This window comes from Streptococcus suis (assembly GCF_902702775.1).
GTDB classification, from domain to species: domain Bacteria; phylum Bacillota; class Bacilli; order Lactobacillales; family Streptococcaceae; genus Streptococcus; species Streptococcus hashimotonensis.
The window spans coordinates 940605-962704 of record NZ_LR738724.1 but is presented as its reverse complement, the minus strand read 5'-3'; the positions used below and the strand labels follow the sequence as shown (position 1 = coordinate 962704).

The window sequence follows — 22100 nt, the reverse complement described above, 5'->3', positions numbered from 1 at the left end:
TGACTATAAAAAACAACTGCCATTCCCTTGAGAATAGCAGTTTAATCTTATTTAATCTTGTCTTCTTCGTAGTCACCATTTGGACAGACAACTTGTTTACCACCACCACGAACTTTTTTCTCAACGAGATAGTGGTCGCATTTCGGACAAGAACGTCCGACTGGCTTGTCCCAAGAAGTAAATTCACACTCTGGGTAGCGATCGCAACCATAGAAAAGACGATTGCGTTTGCTCTTGCGTTCAATCACCTGACCTTTTTGGCAAACCGGACAAGTCACACCGATTTCTTTAGTGATTTGCTTGGTATTGCGGCAATCAGGGAAATTGCTACATGCATAGAATTTTCCAAAGCGACCTAACTTGATGACCATTTCATGACCACAAACATCACAGTCAAAGCCAGCTGGTTCATCCTTAATTTGGATTTTTTCCATCTGTTCTTCTGCCTTAGATAATTCTACCTTGAATGGCTGATAGAAACCGTCAATGACCTTCTGCCACTGCTCTTTCCCGATTTCTACATCATCCAATTTTTGTTCCATATCGGCTGTAAATTTGACATTGACAATATCTGGGAAGAACTCAACAATCAGCTTATTAACGATTTCTCCGAGTTCAGTTGGTTCGAATCGCTTAGCCGCAAGCTTAACATAGTAACGTTTTTGAATGGTTTCAATTGTTGGTGCATAGGTTGACGGGCGACCTACACCATTCTCTTCTAATGTTTTAATTAAGGTTGCTTCAGAGTAGCGAGCTGGTGGCTGAGTAAAGTGTTGTTCTGGATTTGTTGACGCGCGTACCACCGTGTCACCTTGTTCCATATCTGGCAACATTTTATTTTTATCAGCGTCGTTATAGACCGCCATATAACCATCGAATTTTACTTGGCTACCATTAGCAGCAAAGACAATACCATTTTGACCCAAACGAACACTCATGGTATCAAAAACTGCTGCAGCCATCTGACTTGCGACAAAACGATTCCAAATCAGTGTATATAGTCGTAATTGGTCCTTGTCCAGATATTTTGCAATTGATTCAGGTGTTAAGTTAACATTTGATGGACGAATGGCTTCGTGGGCATCTTGTGCACCACTGGCATTTTTTACTTTGTTACCATGCTTTGAATAGGTAGCACCAAAACGCTCCGTGATAAAGTCAGCAGCTTGTGCTTGTGCAACAGGGCTAATACGTGTTGAATCCGTACGCATATAGGTGATCAAACCTTGGGTACCACCTGCGCCAAGACTGACACCCTCATAAAGTTGTTGGGCAACCATCATGGTTTTACGAGTACGGAAATTGATTTTATTAGCCGCATCCATCTGCATAGTAGAAGTTGTGTAAGGCAGAGGTGCATTTCGTTTGCGTTCCTTACGCTCAACCTGTTCTACTAAGAAATCATCTCCATCAAGTCGGGCAAGAATTTCTTTAACCTGCTCATTGTTTTCAATTTTAGTTTTCTTTCCATCTATACCGTAGAATGAAGCCTGGAATTTCTTGCTCCCCTTTTTGAAGGTTGCATCAATTGTCCAATATTCTTCTGGTTTGAAATTGCTGATTTCATTTTCACGGTCGATTATTAATTTGAGAGCAACCGATTGAACACGTCCTGCTGACAGACCTTTTTTGACTTTCTTCCATAAAATAGGTGAGATAGAGTATCCTACAATACGGTCTAAGACGCGTCGAGCTTGTTGGGCATCTACCAAGTCTAGGTTAATAGCACGTGGCTCCTGAAAGGCATTTTTTACTGCATCTTTTGTAATTTCATTAAAGACAACACGGTTTTTATCGTTTGCGTCCAATCCCAAAATGTGAGCCAAATGCCAAGAAATTGCTTCTCCTTCGCGGTCCGGGTCACTCGCGAGAAAGACTTGCTTAGCATTTTTTGCTTCTTTTTTCAAAGAATTGATGAGTGGTCCTTTTCCACGTATGTTGATGTACTCAGGTGCATAGTTGTTATCAAAGTCAATAGACATACTAGATTTCTTCAAATCTCGAATATGCCCGACTGAAGCAACGACCTTATAATTTTTACCAAGATATTTTTCGATTGTTTTTGCCTTAGCAGGCGACTCTACAATAACGAGATTTTTCTTGGTTGTTGTTTTTTTCTTACTAACTGTTTTTGTAGCCATTCTTATACCTTACAAATATTTTTAACCTCACAAAGAATATACTATTTTTCAGTCAGTGTCAAGATATTTATTTTCCTATAGGAAGACTTGTTTTAAAATTTATACTCAGAAATGATGTCCAAGCCTGATGTGATGCACTTTGCCCCCTCTTGAATCAGATGATGACAACCATCTGATTTTCCGTCCATAATGGAACCTGGAATAGCATAGACTTCTCTCCCTTCTTCCAAGGCACGTTCGCAGGTAATCAAGCTACCAGACCGCATTTTTGCCTCACAGACTACCAGACCTTCTACCAACCCAGCAATGATGCGGTTACGTTCTGGGAAATGGTATTTGAGTGGCTGAGCACCAGCTTCATACTCTGTTAATACTAAATGGTGTTTGCCAATGTAGGTCTGCAAGTCCTTGTTTTCTTTGGGATAGACCTTATCCAAACCTGTTCCAATTACAGCAATGGTTTGGCCTCCATTTTTCAAACTGGCGATGTGGGCAGCCGTATCAATTCCTCTTGCCAAACCACTAACAATGACAAAGCGATTACTCAATTCCTTGATAATCTTCTGAACTGACTGAACACCATTTTTACTGGCATTTCGTGTACCAACAACTGCCAGCTTTGATTTTTCCAGCAATTCTAAATCCCCTTGATAAAATAAAAGTACAGGCGGATTGTAAATCTGTTTGAGTGCCAAAGGATAGATGTCATCTAAAATTGAAAATGATGGATACTTATTAAATTCCTCGCGACAGGCTTTTGTATCTAGATTCTTATAATTTTCCATAAATAGCACTGGATTTTTACATTCAGACACTACAGCGACATTACGTAAGGTCAATTTTTTACCGTGTTTTTCTTGATAGGCCAAAACTTTATTCACATTAAGATTGGTCAAACCTGCTTTTTTCCATTTAAACAATTCAAAATTATTCATTTTCTTCACCTCATTCTTATTGTTCGTAATGGAAAGAAAAAATTCTCCCAAATGGAAGAATTATTTTTGAGGTATTTCTTTGATAACACGCGCAGGATTTCCCGCTAAAACGACATTATCACCAAAAGACTTGGTTACAACAGAACCAGCACCAACAACGATATTGTCCCCCAAGGTCACGCCTGGTAAGATTGTCACACCACCACCAGCCCAGAAATTATCACCAATGGTAATAGGAGCCCCGTATTCCAAGCCAGAATTGCGTTCGTCAGGGTCCAAGGGATGCAAGGGAGTCAACAATTGCACATTGGGACCAAGCATGGCATTTTTCCCAATTCGTATCGGACAGACATCAAGCATAGTACAGTTGAAATTAGCATAAAAATCCTCTCCGACATGGATGTTACTTCCGTAATCACAGTAGAAATTTGGCTCCATGTAAATCCGCTCTCCTGTAGCTCCAAACCAGTTTTTCAAGATTTGAGAACGTATAGAGCCATCTAATTCATTATTGAAGTCCTGCATCTTTTGGCGAGCCAGCGTTCTCATTTGTCTAAGTTCTGGATCTGCTGCCATATAAAATTGCCCAGCTATCATCTTTTCTTTTTCAGTCAGCATACATCTGCTCCTTTTTTTCTTCTTAATACATATCTTAGGTTTTATTAATCTAAAAGTCAATCCTTCTTGACAAGTCCAGCTAAGATTTGGTATTGTTCTTATTAATTTAAACCAACGAAAGAGGGAATCATGCAAGAAAAACATGAACAAACTATAACTTTGACTGCTGCAGAATTGCTTGGGTTGATACAAACTGAATCGGTGCAATTACTAGACGTTCGTGACCCAGAAGAATATTCAGCTGGTCATATTGATGGTGCTATTAATTGTCCTATGGATAAGATTGCCGCATTGGATGGACCAGTCGACCAACACTATCTACTCATCTGTAAAAGTGGAAAACGTAGCAAGCTGGCCAGAGAAATCATGTCATCTAAGGGATATAAGGCAAATGATATTGCAGGTGGCATGGATGCTTGGGACGGATTGATTGTGAAATAAGGGTATTTCGGAAAGGAAGTACCCTTTTTCTTTACTTTATTTTTTAAAAATTATATAATCTAGTTATCGATACTAGATAAAAGTAAGTAGATAATCATGAAACAAACTATTCCCTACTGGCATGAATTACCTGATTTAGATTTATATTTGGACCAAGTTCTGCTGTATGTTAATCAGACGACCACTTCATCAGAGCTATTGGAACAAAAAAGTTTGACGGCCTCTATGATAAACAACTACGTCAAACATAAACAGCTTGAAAAACCTATTAAGAAAAAATATCAAAAACAGCAAGTTGCCCGCTTGATAGCATTGACTATCTTAAAAAATGTCTTTTCCATTCAAGAAATCAGTCAGACCTTAAATCTTCTACTCCAGACAGACAGTTCTGAAACCTTATACAATCATTTTGTTGACTGCATGCGAAATGAAGAAAGCAACGATACGCCTGAAATCATTCGTTATGCCTGCCAGTCTGTTAAACTATATTACAAAACCCGTCAACTCACTATGGAGTTAGAAAGGAGTCACCATGAATCCTAGTTTGAAATTAAGTCTGAAATTGTCTTTTGGCGAAGAAGTCGCAAATAGCGTCACCCATGCAGTCGGAGCCCTGCTTATGTTGGTCTTACTCCCCATTACTGCTATCCATTCTTTTCAAGATTATAACGTGACTGCTGTGGTCGGCATGACTATCTTTGTCATCAGCCTATTTCTCATGTTCCTATCCTCTTCCATCTACCACTCCATGCCCTACGCTTCTACTCACAAATACATCCTAAGGATTATCGACCACAGCATGATTTACATTGCTATCGCTGGAAGCTACACACCTGTTGCCCTATCCTTGATCGGTGGTTGGTTGGGGTATCTAATTGTTGGTTTACAATGGGGATTAACCATTTTTGGCATTCTCTATAAAATTTTCGCCAAAAAAATCAATGAAAAATTCAGCCTTTTTCTCTATCTCTTTATGGGCTGGTTGGTTGTCTTTATCTTGCCAGCCATTCTTCAAAAGACTGGACTTGTTTTCGGAATTTTGATGCTGGCTGGTGGTTTATCTTATACTATTGGAGCCCTCTTCTACGCTAAGAAAAAGCCCTATTTCCACATGATTTGGCATCTCTTTATCCTACTGGCTTCAGCACTGCAATATATCGCCATTGTCTACTTTATGTTATAAGAAAACAGCTTCTAGAAACCTAGAGGCTGTTTTCTTAAAGCATTAAACTGATAATCATTCCAATCAGATAAAGGATTGACACGATGCTCAAAAATACCAAATGCGTCTTTCGACTCATGACCACATAGCCAACAAATTCCCGAATAAAGGCATTTAGGCTAAAGTAAAATTTTGTCTTTGCTCCGTAGCCGATACACTTGATTTTCAGTTTTCGTGCCAATAGCAGAGCTCTGAAAACGTGATAGTAATTGGTTACAAGTGCAAAGCGACTGCCAGGTTTCATCAGGGCATAGGAAAATTTCAAGTTTTCCTCGGTATTGGTTGATTGGTTTTCTATCACAATATCTTCCTCAGGAATACCCTTTTCCAAGGCATAATTAGCCATGGCCTGCGCCTCTGCCAAGAGTTCATCAGGACCCTGTCCGCCTGACATGATGAGCTTGCTGCCAGGATGCTTCTGGTAGATCGCTATGCCTTTTTCAATCCGCGAAGCCAAAAGTGGCGTTACCTTGTCACCAATCAAGCCAGCACCTAAGACCACCACATAATCAAGCTTGCCTGGAAAGAGATTGACCAAGTTGACAAAGCTAGACGTGGTATAGAGCATGCTGATGATAATAGCATATGACACCAAAAAACTAACGTAGAGGAACAGCATGATGAAAAAGCTGATGCCTGAAAGGGATTGAACCACAAAGGGAGCGATGAAGAGATAGTAAGTCAGGGCAACCGCCAGTCCCATGGATAGGAAATTATGGAAGCGAACCCCTTCTCTCTTCAAAATCTGAAAGCCATTCAGATAAAGTGTGAAAAGCAAGACAAATGGACCGCTTAACAAGGCTAAAAAGAGCACCATAGCCATGTTTATAGCCAGCAAACGTAAGATTTCATTGTTTTCGAGAATGCCTGTTGAGATAATCCATGCCAAAGCCCAGACGAGGATATTCAAGGCAAACAGTGAGATAAAAATCGACCGCCGTTCCCAGAAATAGATGAGAGCAAACAGACTGATAGCCGCTAAAAATAACCAGAAAAAGACTGTCAAGACTAGTTTCCCCCTGCTACCATAGACTTAATGGGCTCAAAGGTCTTACGGTGAATTGGCGTGATGCCTAGCTTGTTCAAGCCTTCCAAATGCTCTGACGTTCCATAACCAGCATTCTTTGCGAAGCCGTAGCCTGAGAACTCCTTGTCATAATCCGCCATCATCTTGTCCCGCGTCACCTTGGCCACGATTGAGGCCGCTGCGATAGAGAGACTGTTGGCATCCCCCTTGATGATAGAGGTTTGCGGCAGAGGTGTGTCCAACTTCATAGCATCTATTAAGAGGTGTTCAGGTACTTGACTCAACTGCCCCAAAGCCTCTAACATAGCTAACTTGGTCGCCTCGTAGATGTTGACCTGGTCGATGACAGCTGCACCTTTGACGCCCACACCGACTGCCACCGCCCGCTCCATGACTTCTTGGTAGATAGCTTCGTGCTTGGACTTAGGGATTTTCTTGGAGTCGTTGAGGTAGCGAATTTTGCAGCCCTTGGGCAAGATAACCGCCGCTGCCACCACAGGACCTGCTAGAGGCCCCCGGCCGACTTCGTCGATGCCAGCGATTAACTCTACCCCATTTTCATAAAGGGCTTTTTCGTAGCATAGCATAGCTTCTAAGCGAGCGTCTTCTGCTGCTTCTTTTTCCAGCTCCTTACGGCGTTTCTTGATAGCAGACTGGACCCCTGTTCGCACGTCCTGAGCCAACTCTGCCCAGACAGGACTGTCTAGACTGTCCACCTGAGCCAGCAGAGCAGTCACTTCCTTAATCGTTGCCATCTAAGTCACTCACCTTATCCAATGTATAGGTGCCCAAACGCCCGTCTCGAACATCCTTGACAAAGAGGTTGTAAAAACGGTCATAATCATCACGGAAGCCTAGTTTTCTTGTCCAGTCCATAATGAGTTCAGGCGTTTCCATCTCCAAATCCATACCCTTGAATCGCTCTTTTAGGCGTTCTGGATAGTTTGCTTTGAAATAGTCCAAGCCAAAAATAGTCACTTCGTCCATAGGCAAGAGTTGGTCCTTGATAGCTCCAGTCAGAGCCAACTTCAGTCCGACTTCTTGGTCCTCAAACTTAGGCCAGAGAATCCCTGGGGTATCAAGGATTTCAAGGTCTTTATTGGACTTGAGCCACTGTTGGCCCTTGGTCACACCTGGTTTGTTGCCGACAACGGCAATTTTCTTTCCAGCCAGACGGTTCATGAGGGTGGATTTTCCAGCGTTTGGAATACCAATAATCATGGTTCGCAAGGTCTCCTTTTGAATCCCTCTTTCGCGGAGACGTTCAATCTTGTCTTTCATCAGACTCTTGGCTGCGTCGGTCACTTTTTTCACCGTCGCTTGCTCTTTTGAGTTGATAGCCAGGGTGCGAATGCCCTGACCTTCAAAGTAGCTCTGCCATTCTTTCGTACGAATAGGGTCAGCCAAATCGACCTTGTTGAGAATCATGAGCTTGGGCTTGTCGCCAACAATCTTGGTCAGCATAGGGTTTTGGCTGGATAGGGGCAAGCGGGCATCGACCAAAATAGTCACGAAATCAACGTGCTTGATGTTCTCCTGCACCTGCCTGCGAGCTTTTGACATGTGGCCCGGAAACCATTGAATTGTTACCATGGGGTCCTCCTAAATATGATTCATTGAAAAAAGCCGTAAAAACGGCTTGTTTTTTTATTATTATAGCAGAAAATCAATATTTTGTCTTTCTTGTTCCTCTTAAATTCTCTCCCGTAACTTTTCGACAAAGAGATAGGCTGCGGGACAAATCAGAGTATTTTTTATTGTTAAATTGTTGATTTGATAAATCTTCTTGCGGTCAGTATGCGGAAATTCTCGACAGGCTTTGGGACGAGCATCATAGATACTACATAGATTATCGCCTCCAAGGAAGGGACAGGGCATGGATTGAAATACCTTATCTCCGTCCTCATCCACACGCAAGTACATGTCCTCAAAAACTGGAAGTTTCATGCGCAAATGCTTAGCAATTCGGGTAATATCTGCTTCTGTAAAGAGCGGTCCCAACGTTTTACAACAGTTGGCACACTCTGTACAGTCGATTTCAGAAAATACTTCGGCATGAATATCTTGAACAATTCTATCCAAATTTTTAGGTGCTTTTTTCTTCAAATTTGCTAGAAATTTTCGATGTTCTCCTTGCTTCTGCTGGGCCAATTGCTTGTATCTTTCAATGTCGACGGTCATAAACTCTCCTTTTCGACCATTATTATACCACAAACTAGCTATTAAGCTCTGCTATTTTTCAAAATGCTGAGCTAAATTATAGCATCACTTAATAAGGTTAGTGTCAACATCTCAGCGCAGTGGTTGATTGGGTTTAACAGTCCAGTGGACTGTTAAAGGTTGGAGATAAGATTTGCGAAGCAAATCTCAGCAATTCGCGTTTCACACTCCAAATCTGACCGTTACGACTGTTGCGAACAAAGTTCGCTCTATCTCCAACCTCAAACTGTCTCCCAGACAGTTTGAGCTGTGCGGGGGTGGGAGTGAAACAGTCTGGGAATAGACTGTTTCAGCTCAACAACTAGAAATAAAGACTTGTTTGACGAACTCTTTTTTCCCACTCCCAAAAATCCTGCGGGAAACTTCGGCTACAGGTAGACCAATAATGGTGTGAACATCCCCAGAAATACCTGCTACAAAGCGTGGGTCAAGCTCCTGAATACCGTAGGCACCGGCCTTATCCAGCGGCTGCTTTTCACGGATATAGGACTGAATCGCTTCTTCCAAGGCTGGATAATAGTCCACAAAATCAATCTGTGCAACCGTATAAAAAACATCCAGTGAGTGACTTGTCCGTAGGCAGACAGATGTTACAACGTGATGGCTCTTTCCAAAATAGGAACGTAACATGGTTTCAGCTTCTGTCAAATCTTGAGGTTTGTTAAAAATTTTCCCATCTGACACGACGATTGTATCCGCAGAAATGTAGAGATGGCCAGTTACCAAATCCATGTCCGATTTGGCTTTGGAAATTTCACAACAGGTTTTTGCAGCTCGAGTGAGAAAATCATCTGTAGCGAATTGTTTCATAAAATGTTCCTCGATACCACGCTCATCCACTTCAACTGATGCGATTTGTGGTTGTAAAAATCCCAATAATTGTTTACGACGTGGGGAGTTGCTAAGCAGAACATAAGAACTAATCTGCTCACGATCCCCCTCTTTTTGATATTGAAATACAGTTTGCATGTTTCCTCCAGTCAAAAACAGAGTCCGAAGACCCTGTTTTCAGATGATTGATTAATTTTCTTTTCTACGACCTACTGCCATGGCCAGTCCTGCAAGACCTAAACCAAACAGGCTGAGCGTCAGATTCATCTGGTCACCAGTATTTGGCAAGACTCCTGCTTTTGTAGTTTTTACTGGACTTGCTACTTCTGGTTTTTTATCTCCTACTTTTGGAGAATCAACTGGGACCTTCTTGTCAGTTGCCGAAGTATTTTGTACTTGATTAGATGGTGAATCTGTATTTTCGGCTGGAACAGTTTCTGGATTTGATGCTGGATTTTCTGGATCAGTATCCAATAAAATCTCGATAAAGTCTGGGTAGCCATCTTCATCCGTATCAATGCTTGAATTTACAGGAATGATACGTGAATATGGGTTGACAACCTCATAAGCTGATAAGTCAGCTGTCTTTAGGTATTCAGCAAAGACGCTGTCCATTGAAGGACCTTCTTCACGTGCTCCGCCAAGCATTGTGTAGCCATCACCACCAGCAGCAAGGAAGTCATTTGTTGCTAAATAGTACGTTTTTTCAAGATCCAAGGCGTCATATTCGCCAGTCTCTGGATTAAGAATACCGATAAGAAGAACACGTTCTTCTACAGGAAGAGTTGGATCGTAGAATACATTTGCTCCTGAAATGTGTAGGAATCCACCACTAGCTTCAAAGAGTGGCATGCCATTTTCATCTAAAAGCATCTCGCCAGTTTCTGGATTCACTTGCAATGTAGATGATAAAGACTTGGTAAACATATCATAAATTTGCTGACCAGTTACAGTGATTTGGGAAACGATGTTACCAAATGGCAAGACAGCAATAATATCGCCTTTTGTTACAGGCTGGTCCTTAGCAATTGTTGCACGTAGACCACCACCGTTAGTCACAGCAAGGCTAGTTTTGTTTGAAAATCCTGTTTGACCATAGGCATAGATTGCATCTGTCACTGCATTCCCCAAGTTGGTTTCACGAACACGCACGTTTGAGCGGTCTCCGTTTAATTCCACTGGGTTATTTTCAATAACTACTTGAGCATTTTCAGCTTCATATTTTGCTTTAATTTCATCAACCAAGGCTGCGATTTTAGCATTTGGCGTCACATTTTTAGTATCCGCGGCAGAAATCAAACTAGCTTCACCCAATAATTTATCGGATTTCAAGGTTACTTTACCGATATTGTTCAAGTAAGAGCCTGTTTGATTATAAGTAACATTATCTCCATAGGTAGTCGCTTCTACCGTGTGGGAATGACCGTCGATAACAATAACACGTTTACCAGCTAATTTACTATTTTTAGAAAGTGCTTCAGCAAGAGTTGAGCCTCTCCATTCAACAGGCGTTGTAGAATCGACACCTAGGTGAGCTAGAATGATATAGTTCTTGTAAACACGATTATCTGCTAGAGCACGTGCTTCCACTTCGTCAATCACTTTATTGACTTCTGTGACTGGGTCGGTAAATGTTACTCCCTCAACATTTTTCGGATGGGTTTTTGTTGCAGTTTCAGGTGTTGTTACACCGATAACTACAAATTCATCACCTACAACAGTTGGAGTTTTATCGACGATAGTTGAAGCTTCAAAAACACGAGCGCCATTAACGTAAGTGTTAGCACTCAATAGCGGGAAGTTCAAAGTTTCCTTGTACTTGATTGCTTGATCCATCCCAAAGTCAAATTCATGGTTACCAACAGCCATTGCATCATAGCCGACTTGGTTCATGATATTGGCGCGGTCTTCACCTTTTGTAGAGTTGGAAATTGGAAGTCCTTGGAAGGCATCACCAGCATCTACTACAATTGTATTCTCTACTTTGGCACGTTCTTCTTCAATGACTGCCGCAGCCTTAGCGTCACCGATGACATTCTTTTCTTCAAGAATGCGACCGTGAACGTCGTTTGTGTGGATAATGACTGCCTCTACTGTTTCTTCTGCAGCAGGGACAACAGTTTCCTCCGTTGCTACGTTTTCAACTGACGTTGCTGGTACCGTAGCAGTTGCATCAGTCGTTGCTGGCTGATTGGTTGTGGTAGCTGCAGTCGTTGTCTCAGCAGCTTGTACTTGTTGAGCTAAAACAAATGGAGCCAACAAGAGTGTGGACATTACAGGCAACAAGATTTTTTTCTTTTTCATAAATAGACCTTTCTTCGGCATTTTTTATATCTCTATTATACACTTTTTAACAAAAAACAAAAACTTTAAAATCGCTTACATGCCAAAAAGGTTCGAAATAAGAGAATTAGCTATCTAATCCGCTCATTTCCTATTTACCAAATACTATTTGTCCATTTGCAATGGTGTAAAGGACCTGTCCTTTCAGACTATCACCAACAAACGGAGAATTAGCAGACTTCGAGGCAAAATCCGCTGTGACCAACCGATTTGCATTTGGGTCAAAAATAACAAGATCAGCTGGGCCATTTTCAACAAGATAGCCAGCATCAAGACCATAGAGCTTGGCTGGATTAATTGTCATTTTCTCCAGCAATTGCACGAGTGTCAGATGCCCTTCTTCTACCAAGTGAGTCAGGCCAAGCGAAAGCGAGGTTTCCAAGCCTGTCATTCCTGATGGGGCCTTTGTGAGATCTTCTACATTTTTTTCATCCGCGTGATGAGGAGCATGGTCCGTCGCAATGACAGAGATAACACCAGATTTCAACCCATCAATCACAGCCAAGCGATCACTTTCTAATCGTAGTGGAGGGTTCATCTTAGCATTGGCACCTTTTGTTAGAAGTAAGTCCTCAGTTCGTGAAAAATGTTGGGGTGCTACTTCTGCCGTGACGTTTGCTCCGAGACCTTGAACAAATTCAACCACCTTGACCGACTCGGCTTTGGATAGATGCTGGATATGAACACGCGCACCCGTTTCATAGGCAATCATGACATCGCGAGCGACCATGCTGTATTCTGCTACGCCTGTTGCTCCACAAACATGAAAATGTTTTTCAGCTACTTGCTCGTTGAGTCCCAAAACGCCATTCAGGTCAGGGTCTTCTTCATGCAGGCTGATGAGACAGCCCTGCTCTTTGGCTAATTTCATAGCTTTTCTAACCACGCAAGCATTTGTCAAAGGAATACCGTCGTCCGAAAAGGCCACCGCTCCAGCTTCTAGCAAAGCAGGAAAATCGGTCAGGTTTTGCCCATCGAAATGATCTGTAATGGTTGCCACACTATAAATGTGAATAGCTTCTTTTTTAGCGGAATCCAATACTTCTTTTAAGGTTTCAACATTTGAAATCGTCGGACTAGTATTAGCCATCATGACAACAGAAGTAAAACCACCCGCTGCCGCAGAAAGAGCTCCTGTATGAATATCTTCTTTATGGGTCTGACCAGGCTCCCGAAAATGCACATGAACATCAACCAAACCAGGAGCAACGACTAATCCTGTCGCATCAATCACTTCTTGCTCAACATCTTCTGAAATCGACTCCGCGATCTTAACAATCTTACTTCCGTCCATCAAGATGTCGCAAACCTTGTCTAAACCGGATTGCGGATCCAATACTCGACCATTTTTCACTAATAACATTCATATTCTCCTTTGTAGTACCAAAGCCATTACCATCTACTATCGAAGCCAATCAATTCCTGTTCTGCCTTGTGAAGTCAAGTAGGCATTTGCTTGTGAGAAGGGCTTGCTTCCAAAGAAACCTCGATAGGCTGAAAGAGGACTTGGATGAGCAGATTCGATAACCAAATGTTTTGGATTGGTTATCAACGCCTTTTTCTTGCGAGCATAAGCACCCCAAAGAATATAGATAACAGGCTGGTCTAAGCTATTGACCACCCTAATAACAGCGTCCGTAAAAGGCTCCCAGATTTGCCCTGCATGTCCATTTGCCTGACCTGCTGGAACAGTTAAACAAGCATTGAGCAAAAGCACACCTTGTTCCGCCCAGGCTGTCAAATCATGATCTTGTTTGACGCCAATATCATCCGTCAATTCTTTTAAGATGTTTTGAAGAGATGGCGGAGCTGGTACCGAGTTCGGAACAGAAAACGACAAGCCCTGTGCCTGACCAGGTCCGTGATAGGGATCCTGTCCCAAAATAACTACTTTAACCTCTTCCAAATCCGTCGTTTGAATGGCAGCAAATACCTTCTCACGAGGCGGATAAATGGTTCCACCAGCATAAACATGATCTAAAAACTGATTGATTTTACAAAAATAATGCTCTGGCAACTGTGCCTTTATCAATTCGTGCCAAGCTGAATGTTCCATAAACTACTCCTAGTTTGAACTTTTCTCTTTAACAATATAAATCGGACGTTTCTTCGTTTCCAAGAAAACTTTTGCCAAATATTTACCGAGAATACCAATGGTCATCAACTGCAGACCTCCCAAAAATAGGATGATACAAATAGTCGACGGCCAGCCAATTGTAGGGTCTCCGAACACCAAGGTTTTGAAAACCACAAAAACCATTAGAACTAGCGACAACAGGAAGGTGAAGAAACCTGTATAGGAGGCAATATTCAAAGGTGTATCTGAAAAATTGATGATTCCTTCAATAGAATAAGAAAGCAATTTCCAGAAAGACCAACTAGTTTCACCAGCAACCCTCTCAACATTTTCATATGGCAAGTATTCTGTCTCGAATCCAACCCAGGCAAAAATTCCTTTTGAAAAGCGGTTGTATTCAGACACAGATAGAATAGCAGCTACCATGTGACGACGCATGAGACGGAAATCACGGGCACCGTCTACTACCTCGACCTGGCTGATTTTATTCATCAATTTGTAGAATAATTTCGCAAAAAAGCTACGAATCGGTGGCTCACCATCACGACTGACACGACGGGTTCCAACGCAATCTAAATCCGGATTTCCATCCAACATAGCCTTCATTTCCATCAACATTTCGGGTGGATCTTGCAAATCAACATCCATGACAGTCACTAGCTCACCTTTCGCAGCTTGTAGACCTGCATAGAGAGCAGCTTCTTTCCCAAAATTCCTTGAAAAAGAAAGATAGCGAACAGCTCGGTCTTGACCAGACAATTGGCGTAAAACCGTTAATGTCCTATCCTTTGAACCATCATTGACAAAAATATACTCAAATTGTTCCCCCATCTCCTTACGAACTTTCTCCATAGCATCGTAAAAATAGGGAATTGCCTCTTCTTCATTAAAACAAGGCACGATAACTGAAATCATGTTTTTCTCCTCATACGGTCAATTATTGTATTCTCAAAATACGTTAGAGACTATTATACCATTTTACAGGATAAGTTCCCAGAAATCGTGCGTGGGCTCGTTTCAAATCTAGTCTTCCTGCCAAGTTTCTTGATTTTGACGGAACTTTTTAAGCAGATTCAAACCATCTGCATTGATATATCCCTGTACTTTTGCGACCTTGATTAACTCTGAATAATTGCTGAGCGTCACCAATTTCACGCCAGCATTGTCAAAATTACGATCTGCCTTTGGCAATTCATAAGTAAAGATTGCCACAACACCAATAACGTCAGCGCCTTCACGCTCAGCTGCTGCTACGGCATCTAGAACAGACCCTCCAGTAGAAATCAAGTCTTCAACGACAACCATTTTTTGTCCCTTGACGATGCGACCCTCTAATTGATTCCCTGCACCATGGTCTTTTGGCTTGCTACGGATATAAGCAAATGGCAAATTCATCCGATCTGCAATGATAGCACCATGGGGAATACCTGCTGTGGCAGTTCCGGCAATCACCTCAACCTCAGGAAATTCCTCTTCAATACGTTGGACAAAGCCATCTTCAATCAGATTTCGAGTTTCAGGATAAGATAGTGTAATACGATTATCTGTATAGATAGGGGATTTGATACCTGATGCCCATGTAAACGGCTTTTCAGGGCGCAGATGAACTGCCTTAATATCCAATAAGTGTGATGCGATTTCTGTTGCTAGTGTCATAATAGACCTCCTTCTAAATGCGTACCATTCCAACATGACCATCCCGCCGAATAGCCTGTCACTCCTAAAGTATTGGTTCAATCTATGAACCCTACAAAAAACTATATTTATCCCTGTTGAATTCTTACAGATTTCTCCTAGTCCACCATTTCAATCCATGAATCAAAATACTGTTCAATGAAATTGGTTTTCTCTTTTATTTCTGTCACGGTAAGTTTTTCATCAAGACCTGTCAGAACCCGTTTATCCTCAACATCATCTCTACGATGGATAATCGCGACCAATTTCCCCTCGAAAGCTGTCAAAGGCTGCCGAACAGCTTTGGAAATGATGTAAACATCTTGTTCTTCACCATCTCCAGCCAATAGATTTGGAACGTAGCCGTAATTGATGGGGTACTGGTTGCCAAATTTATCAATATACCCGATAGGTCTATCGATGATAACCTGATAAACCTTATTCACGATTCCACTCCTCTTTAATAGACAAATAGGTCTGGTAAGGCTGTGCTGATTTTGTAATCGGGCGACCTACTACGATGTAATCACTACCGATTCGAGCAGCATCTGCTGGTGTCATAACTCGTTTCTGATCGCCTACTTCACCGCCAGTCGGACGAATCCCTGGCGTCAGGCACACAAAATCAGAACTTGTGGCATCTTTAATCAAAGCCACCTCATGCGCTGAACAAACCACCCCATCAAGACCAGCTTCTTGTGCTCTTTGAGCATAGTGAACAACCGCTTCCTGCAAACTAGTCTGTATATTCTGGTCTGTTCTCATCTGCTCCTCTGAGGTAGAGGTCAACTGAGTGACCGCTATTAAAACAGCATCCTTACCCAATCCCCTTCGTGCTGCCCGCATCATCTCAACACCACCAGCAGCGTGAACGTTGGTCATATCCACACCGAGTTTTGCCAAGACTTTCATAGCAGACTCGACGGTATTAGGAATATCATGCAGTTTCAAATCTAGAAAAATACTGTGACCGCAGCCTTTCAAATAATTGATAATACCTGGTCCCTCCGCATAATACAACTCCATTCCAACCTTTACATAGAGTTTCTCATCTGGTGGGAACTGTTCCAGAAAAGACTGAACTTCTTCTTTACCTGCAAAGTCAAGGGCAATAATTGGTCTTGTTTCTTTCATAAAATCCTTTCATTTACACAAAAATCCCTGCCAAATCGGTCAGGGATGTGCACGAATTCAGCTTGAAAATCACCTTTCAAGCCTATTACATGACACCTTCCTAGCCTCTCTGGACTTAGTTAAAGGAGATATTTTCTTTATATTACTCTTTTATTTTACCTTTGTCAACGCTTACCCAAGCTATGTCTGATTTCTCGGCGTAAACCTTCCAAACTATCAATACCATAAACTTCCATGCGTTTTGGTAAGTCTTGAATAATCTTTGGACAAGCAAATGGGTCTGTAAAGTTGGCTGTTCCTACCCCTACAGCTGAAGCTCCTGCAACCATCATCTCTATAGCCTTGTCCGCCGTATCCACACCACCCATACCAATAATCGGTAAATCAGTCATCTGTGCAACCTGACGAATGAGTTTGAGAGCAACCGGAAAAACTGCTGGACCTGACATTCCTCCTGTACCATTTGCCAAGATTGGTTGTCGAGTTTTGAGATTGAATCGCATACCAACCAAGGTATTTATCATCGTCAAGCCAGTCGCTCCAGCATCCTCAGCAGCCTTGACCAACAAGGTTATGTCTGCCACACTTGGTGTCAGCTTAACGTAAACAGGGACAGATGAGGCTTCGACTGCTGCTTTTACTGCTTGATAGGCTAATTCTGGTACCTGTCCAATCAAGAGACCATTATTTCCGTGGTCCACATTGGGACAAGAAATGTTCAGCTCGATAGCTTTTACGTTTGGAGCCTTTGAAATTTTTCCTGACACATAAGCATATTCTTCATTGGAAAAACCAGCCACATTGGCAATGATAGGCAAGTCTGGAAAATGCTGTTCCAACCAGGGGAGTTTTTCGGATAAGACGGCATCAACGCCTGGATTTTGAAGTCCAATGGCATTGAGCATACCTGCTGGTGTCTCGGCTACACGGGGAGTCGCATTGCCATAACGAGGATGACGGGTAGTCGCCTTAATCATAATGGAACCAAGCTGATTAAGGTCATAATAATCTGCATACTCCTGACCAAAACCGAAGCAGCCAGAAGCTGGAATGATAGGATTTTTCAAGTCTAAGCCTGGTAAGGAAATCGCTAATCGTTTTGTCATTTCAACCTCCTATAAAACCAGACTGCCAGTCGCAAAGACTGGACCTTCCTTGCAGACACGCTTGTTCTCATGTTCTTGTCCCTCTTTAGGTTTGACAACACAGGCATAGCACGCCCCCATCCCGCAAGCCATCCTAGCCTCCAGTGAAATGTAGGCATGAGGATGGTCCTGAAAGCATTGGTCAACATAGTTCATCATAGCAGGCGCCCCACATGAGTAAATGGCAGCAAACTCGTTTGTCAGCTGTTCAACGACCGTTGCGACATTCCCCTTACGTCCATAGGAACCATCATCCGTTGTGACATAGACCACCCCGTAGCTTGCCAGTTCCTCTTCCAAAATGACAGCCTCTTTGGTGGCAAAGCCAATGACTGACGTGACTTTGGCGCCACGGTTCGCCGCCTGTTTCGCCACTTCCACCAAGGGAGGAACACCGATTCCTCCTCCAATGATGAGAATGCGGTCTTCTTCTTTGAGAAAGTCTACTTCAAACCCTTTCCCAAGCGGTCCCATAACATCCAAATATTGCCCAACAGTCATTTTCGAAAAGACTTCCGTCCCTTGACCTTCCACTCGGTAAATAATCCGACATTGAGACTTATTCCTATCAATCTCGGAAATAGATATTGGTCTCCGCAAGAGCATGGAATCATCTGGGACACGAATATGGATAAACTGCCCCATTTTCATATCTTGGACCATATCCCCCTGCAAGGTCATAGCAAAAATTCGTGGCGCTAGTTGGACTTGGTCCACCAGTAACATCTGTTCTTTTAAAATCATCTTTTCTCCTATTCTATATAACAATGACACAGAAAACAAGAAAGTCGATATAGAGAAAAAAACCTTGCTGGCTAGCAAGGTTACACGAAAAGAAGGCAGCATTTGCCCTATTTATCACGTTCCCTTCTTCGCCTCTCTGGACTCAGTTAAAGGATATATTTTCAGCATTATACATTTTTTAGAATAATTTGTCAAATCATGTTACAATAGAGGTATGAGAATCCAACAATTATACTATATTATCAAAATTGCAGAAACAGGCAGTATGAATGAGGCTGCCAAGCAACTCTTCATTACCCAACCTAGCCTTTCCAACGCTGTACGAGACTTGGAAAAAGAAATGAAAATTAAAATCTTTTTCCGTAATTCTAAGGGCATTACCCTGACAAAGGATGGCATGGAGTTTCTTTCCTACGCTCGTCAAATTGTTGAGCAGACCGAACTACTGGAAGACCGCTATAAAAATCCGAATGCAAAACGCCAACTATTTAGCGTCTCTTCTCAACACTATGCCTTTGTCGTCAATGCCTTTGTCTCACTTTTAAAAGAAACTGAAATGGAAGATTATGAACTCTTCCTACGTGAAACGCGGACCTGGGAAATCATTGATGACGTTAAGAATTTCCGCTCAGAAATCGGAGTGCTTTTCCTCAACCATTTCAACCGTGATGTCCTGCTGAAACTTTTGGATGACAATCGACTATCCTATACAACTCTCTTCACTGCCAAACCACATGTATTTGTCAGCAAAACCAATCCTTTGGCACAAAGAAAGTCAATCACTCTCGATGATTTGGTAGATTTCCCCTATCTCAGCTACGAGCAAGGTATTCACAACTCCTTCTACTTTGCAGAAGAAATTCTAGCCCAGGAACACCATAAAAAATCGATTGTCGTATCTGACCGTGCCACACTCTTCAATCTCTTAATCGGTCTGGATGGCTACACAATCGCAACAGGTATCCTCAATTCAAATCTTAACGGAGATAATATTGTATCCATTCCTCTGGAATTTGACGATGAAATCGAATTGGTCTATATCCAACACGAAAAGGCATTGCTGTCCGACATGGGAGAAAAATTCATCAATTACCTACTTGAAGAGGTAAAATTCGACCAAAAATAAATACCATTTTATATAGACAAACAAAATACAATATGTTATGATACATTTATGAAAGACGTTGAAAAGAAAAATGAAAATAATTCATTTTTCTTTAAGGAAACGCTTTCATTTTTTTGTACTCTATGCTATAATACATGTATCATATATATTAAGGAGTGGTTAGATGGCTCAAAATAAAATGTTAGCTATGATTCTTGCTGGTGGACGTGGAACACGTCTAGAAGGGTTGACAAAAAAAGTCGCCAAACCAGCGGTCGCATTTGGCGGAAAGTACCGCATTATTGACTTTCCTCTCAGTAACTGTGCCAACTCAGGTATTGATATTGTCGGAGTTTTGACTCAGTATGAGCCTGTTCTCTTGAACTCATACGTTGCTCAGTCTCAACGTTGGGGGCTTGATGTACAAGGATCTGGTGTCTTTGTATTGCCACCGAGTGAAAAAATCGAAGGTTTCGGACTTTACAAAGGTACAGCCGACGCTATTACACAGAACATTGATTTCATTGATCTTCACGATCCAGAGTACGTATTGATTTTGTCTGGTGACCACATCTATAAGATGAACTACGACAAACTCCTTGATACACATATTCAGAAAAAAGCAGATGCCACGATTGCGGTTATCGAAGTTCCAATCAAAGAAGCTTCACGTTTTGGTATCATGAATACGGACGAAGATTACCGTATTGAAGAATTTGAAGAAAAACCAGAAAATCCTAAGAGCAATTTGGCATCAATGGGTATCTATATCTTCACTTGGAAGACCTTGAAAAAGTACCTTCAAGAAGATGACAAATTGGACACTTCATCTCACGATTTTGGGCATGACATCATTCCGAAATACTTAGAAGATGGCCGCACTCTCATTGCCCATCCATTCCGTGGTTATTGGAAAGACGTAGGTACCGTTAACAGCCTCTGGGAATCCAATATGGACTTGATTGATCACGCTGGAGATTTGGACCTTTCTGATCGCTCATGGAGAATCTATTCAGAGGATAAGGGATCTCCTGCCCAAGTCATTGGTGCGACTGCAACTGTTAAATCTGCCTATATTGATAAAGGAGCAGTTATTGATGGTACAGTAGAACATTCTGTTATTTCAACAGATGTACAGGTCAACCAAGATGCCGTAGTAAAAAATTCTGTCGTCCTGCCTGGTGCTATTATCGGCGAAGGTGTTGAGCTTGACTACGTCATCGTCGCTGAAAATATTAAAATTGCTGACGGAGTTAAACTCACAGGAGATATCGACCATATCCTCTTGATCGACAAGAATGTAACCAAGTAAGAAAGGACTGCTATGCTAAGAAATACTCTCGGAATTGTAAATATTGAAGGAAACAACGTACATTTTGGTGACGTGATGAAGCACCGTGGCGTACAAGCTTTCGGTTTCTTAGGTCGTTATCGCCTAATTGACTTTGCTCTATCCAATATGTCAAACTCTGGAATTACAGAATTCCAAGTGTACATGCCTGCCGAAATGCGTTCAACAATTCAGCACGTTGGTACAGGAAAACACTATAATATCAACAGTAAACGCGGTACCCTTCGCTTGCTCAATAGCGCAACAGACCCAAATAGTGTCTATCGTCACGATATTAATGCCTTCACAGAAAATATCCACTACATCGAAAATTCTACAAAAGATTATGTGCTAGTTGCTCCATCTTACTTCATCTATAGCCAGGATTTTTCAAAAGTCATGGATGACCATATCGCAACGGATGCTGATATTACCGTTCTTTATAAAAACGTTTCAGATGCTAAAGAAAATTTCATCGGCTGCCAAACTCTCAAATTTGGTGAAGACCGTCGTGTCGTAGCTTTTGAGGAAAACCATGGTAAATATAAAAACCGTCCCGTTTCCCTTGAAGCCTACATTATGAAACGGACTACATTTATCGACTTGATTAAACGTGCTAACAAGGTGTCATCTCTCTACTGGTTAAAAGATATTTTACGTGATACAGTTGACCAGTATAAGATTATGGGCTATGCACATCGTGATTATGTCGCATGTATCAATACGACTGCTTCCTACTTCAATACTCAAATTGAATTGATCGACCAAGATACCCGCAAACTCCTCTTCAAACATGATTGGCCAATCCATACCCAAACAAGTGATAGCTCACCATGTTTGTATGGTCCATTGGCAGAGGTCAAACGTAGCCTAATTTCAAACGGAGCGAACATCAATGGTCAAGTCGAAAATTCAGTCATTGACCGCGATGTTATCATCGAAGAAGGCGTTGTTATCAAAAACTCAATCATTCTCAATGGCGTGACAATCAAAAGTGGGGCAAATATTGAAAATGCAATTATCGATAAAGCAACTAAAATTATTCACCCAATTGACATCAAGGGAAGCGAAACTTCGCCTTCATACTTGAAACCACACCAAATCATTTAGGAG

General features: G+C 41.9%; 23 protein-coding genes. 6 read left to right on the top strand and 17 right to left on the bottom strand.

Annotated elements, in window-relative coordinates:
• Positions 1-47 precede the first annotated feature (47 nt).
• The 3 genes from topA to GPW69_RS04775 form a co-directional block, all read right to left on the bottom strand.
• On the bottom strand, positions 48-2141 hold the full coding sequence (gene topA, locus GPW69_RS04785) for a type I DNA topoisomerase (protein WP_024408846.1): 2094 nt from the start codon (positions 2139-2141) through the stop codon (positions 48-50).
• 92 nt (positions 2142-2233) lie between these two features.
• Positions 2234-3076, bottom strand: coding sequence for a DNA-processing protein DprA (dprA, locus tag GPW69_RS04780; protein ID WP_024408845.1), 843 nt, complete (start codon positions 3074-3076; stop codon positions 2234-2236).
• A gap of 60 nt (positions 3077-3136) precedes the next feature.
• On the bottom strand, positions 3137-3694 hold the full coding sequence (locus GPW69_RS04775; RefSeq protein ID WP_074391053.1) for a sugar O-acetyltransferase: 558 nt from the start codon (positions 3692-3694) through the stop codon (positions 3137-3139).
• A gap of 129 nt (positions 3695-3823) precedes the next feature.
• Between GPW69_RS04775 and GPW69_RS04770 the strand changes: the two genes are divergently transcribed.
• The 3 genes from GPW69_RS04770 (at position 3824) to trhA (ending at position 5318) form a co-directional block, all read left to right on the top strand.
• Positions 3824-4135, top strand: a complete 312-nt coding sequence (locus tag GPW69_RS04770) for a rhodanese-like domain-containing protein (RefSeq protein ID WP_074391054.1) — start codon at positions 3824-3826, stop codon at positions 4133-4135.
• A 96-nt stretch (positions 4136-4231) separates the two neighbouring features.
• Positions 4232-4678 (top strand): DUF1836 domain-containing protein, encoded by a 447-nt coding sequence (locus tag GPW69_RS04765; protein ID WP_074391055.1) that lies wholly within the window; start codon positions 4232-4234, stop codon positions 4676-4678.
• Complete coding sequence (gene trhA, locus GPW69_RS04760) at positions 4668-5318, top strand: PAQR family membrane homeostasis protein TrhA (protein WP_044679457.1); 651 nt, start codon at positions 4668-4670, stop codon at positions 5316-5318. Before GPW69_RS04765 ends, trhA begins: the two co-directional genes overlap by 11 nt.
• Before the next feature lie 34 nt (positions 5319-5352).
• Here trhA and GPW69_RS04755 read toward each other — a convergent pair whose 3' ends face one another.
• The 14 genes from GPW69_RS04755 to GPW69_RS04690 all read right to left on the bottom strand — a co-directional run bounded on the left by GPW69_RS04755 (position 5353) and on the right by GPW69_RS04690 (position 18552).
• Positions 5353-6363 carry a YdcF family protein gene (locus GPW69_RS04755; RefSeq protein ID WP_044679463.1) on the bottom strand — a complete coding sequence of 337 codons (1011 nt, stop codon included), beginning with the start codon at positions 6361-6363 and terminating at the stop codon, positions 5353-5355.
• A 2-nt stretch (positions 6364-6365) separates the two neighbouring features.
• On the bottom strand, positions 6366-7139 hold the full coding sequence (locus tag GPW69_RS04750) for a ribonuclease HII (RefSeq protein WP_074391056.1): 774 nt from the start codon (positions 7137-7139) through the stop codon (positions 6366-6368).
• Entirely contained in the window at positions 7126-7977 is an 852-nt protein-coding gene (gene ylqF, locus GPW69_RS04745; protein WP_074391057.1) for a ribosome biogenesis GTPase YlqF, read from the bottom strand. The genes GPW69_RS04750 and ylqF overlap by 14 nt, the downstream gene beginning before the upstream one ends.
• Positions 7978-8076: 99 nt before the next feature.
• Entirely contained in the window at positions 8077-8565 is a 489-nt protein-coding gene (locus GPW69_RS04740) for a YkgJ family cysteine cluster protein (protein WP_002936504.1), read from the bottom strand.
• A 333-nt stretch (positions 8566-8898) separates the two neighbouring features.
• Positions 8899-9573 (bottom strand): Maf family protein, encoded by a 675-nt coding sequence (locus GPW69_RS04735; protein ID WP_074391058.1) that lies wholly within the window; start codon positions 9571-9573, stop codon positions 8899-8901.
• Between the two features lie 51 nt (positions 9574-9624).
• Complete coding sequence (nt5e, locus tag GPW69_RS04730) at positions 9625-11739, bottom strand: cell surface ecto-5'-nucleotidase Nt5e (RefSeq protein ID WP_032532402.1); 2115 nt, start codon at positions 11737-11739, stop codon at positions 9625-9627.
• A 130-nt stretch (positions 11740-11869) separates the two neighbouring features.
• Positions 11870-13141, bottom strand: a complete 1272-nt coding sequence (locus GPW69_RS04725) for a dihydroorotase (protein ID WP_074391059.1) — start codon at positions 13139-13141, stop codon at positions 11870-11872.
• Positions 13142-13180: 39 nt separating this feature from the next.
• Positions 13181-13834, bottom strand: a complete 654-nt coding sequence (locus GPW69_RS04720; protein WP_074391060.1) for a uracil-DNA glycosylase — start codon at positions 13832-13834, stop codon at positions 13181-13183.
• 9 nt (positions 13835-13843) lie between these two features.
• The gene (locus tag GPW69_RS04715) at positions 13844-14770 is read right to left on the bottom strand and encodes a glycosyltransferase family 2 protein (RefSeq protein ID WP_074391061.1); all 927 of its coding nucleotides are present in this window, start codon (positions 14768-14770) and stop codon (positions 13844-13846) included.
• A gap of 108 nt (positions 14771-14878) precedes the next feature.
• Positions 14879-15511 carry an orotate phosphoribosyltransferase gene (gene pyrE / locus GPW69_RS04710; protein ID WP_014637891.1) on the bottom strand — a complete coding sequence of 211 codons (633 nt, stop codon included), beginning with the start codon at positions 15509-15511 and terminating at the stop codon, positions 14879-14881.
• 137 nt (positions 15512-15648) lie between these two features.
• Positions 15649-15975: an inorganic diphosphatase gene (locus GPW69_RS04705; RefSeq protein WP_074391062.1), complete on the bottom strand. Its 327-nt coding sequence runs from the start codon at positions 15973-15975 to the stop codon at positions 15649-15651.
• On the bottom strand, positions 15968-16663 hold the full coding sequence (gene pyrF / locus GPW69_RS04700; RefSeq protein WP_074391063.1) for an orotidine-5'-phosphate decarboxylase: 696 nt from the start codon (positions 16661-16663) through the stop codon (positions 15968-15970). The genes GPW69_RS04705 and pyrF overlap by 8 nt, the downstream gene beginning before the upstream one ends.
• A gap of 164 nt (positions 16664-16827) precedes the next feature.
• Complete coding sequence (locus GPW69_RS04695) at positions 16828-17769, bottom strand: dihydroorotate dehydrogenase (protein ID WP_074391064.1); 942 nt, start codon at positions 17767-17769, stop codon at positions 16828-16830.
• A gap of 9 nt (positions 17770-17778) precedes the next feature.
• Positions 17779-18552 carry a dihydroorotate dehydrogenase electron transfer subunit gene (locus GPW69_RS04690; protein ID WP_044679477.1) on the bottom strand — a complete coding sequence of 258 codons (774 nt, stop codon included), beginning with the start codon at positions 18550-18552 and terminating at the stop codon, positions 17779-17781.
• A 214-nt stretch (positions 18553-18766) separates the two neighbouring features.
• Here GPW69_RS04690 and GPW69_RS04685 point away from each other — a divergent pair, with 214 nt between their 5' ends.
• From GPW69_RS04685 to glgD, 3 genes are all read left to right on the top strand, one after another.
• Complete coding sequence (locus tag GPW69_RS04685) at positions 18767-19678, top strand: LysR family transcriptional regulator (RefSeq protein WP_012775137.1); 912 nt, start codon at positions 18767-18769, stop codon at positions 19676-19678.
• A gap of 163 nt (positions 19679-19841) precedes the next feature.
• Positions 19842-20969, top strand: a complete 1128-nt coding sequence (locus GPW69_RS04680) for a glucose-1-phosphate adenylyltransferase (protein WP_024418256.1) — start codon at positions 19842-19844, stop codon at positions 20967-20969.
• Between the two features lie 12 nt (positions 20970-20981).
• On the top strand, positions 20982-22097 hold the full coding sequence (gene glgD, locus GPW69_RS04675; protein ID WP_011922501.1) for a glucose-1-phosphate adenylyltransferase subunit GlgD: 1116 nt from the start codon (positions 20982-20984) through the stop codon (positions 22095-22097).
• The last annotated feature ends 3 nt before the right edge of the window (positions 22098-22100 follow it).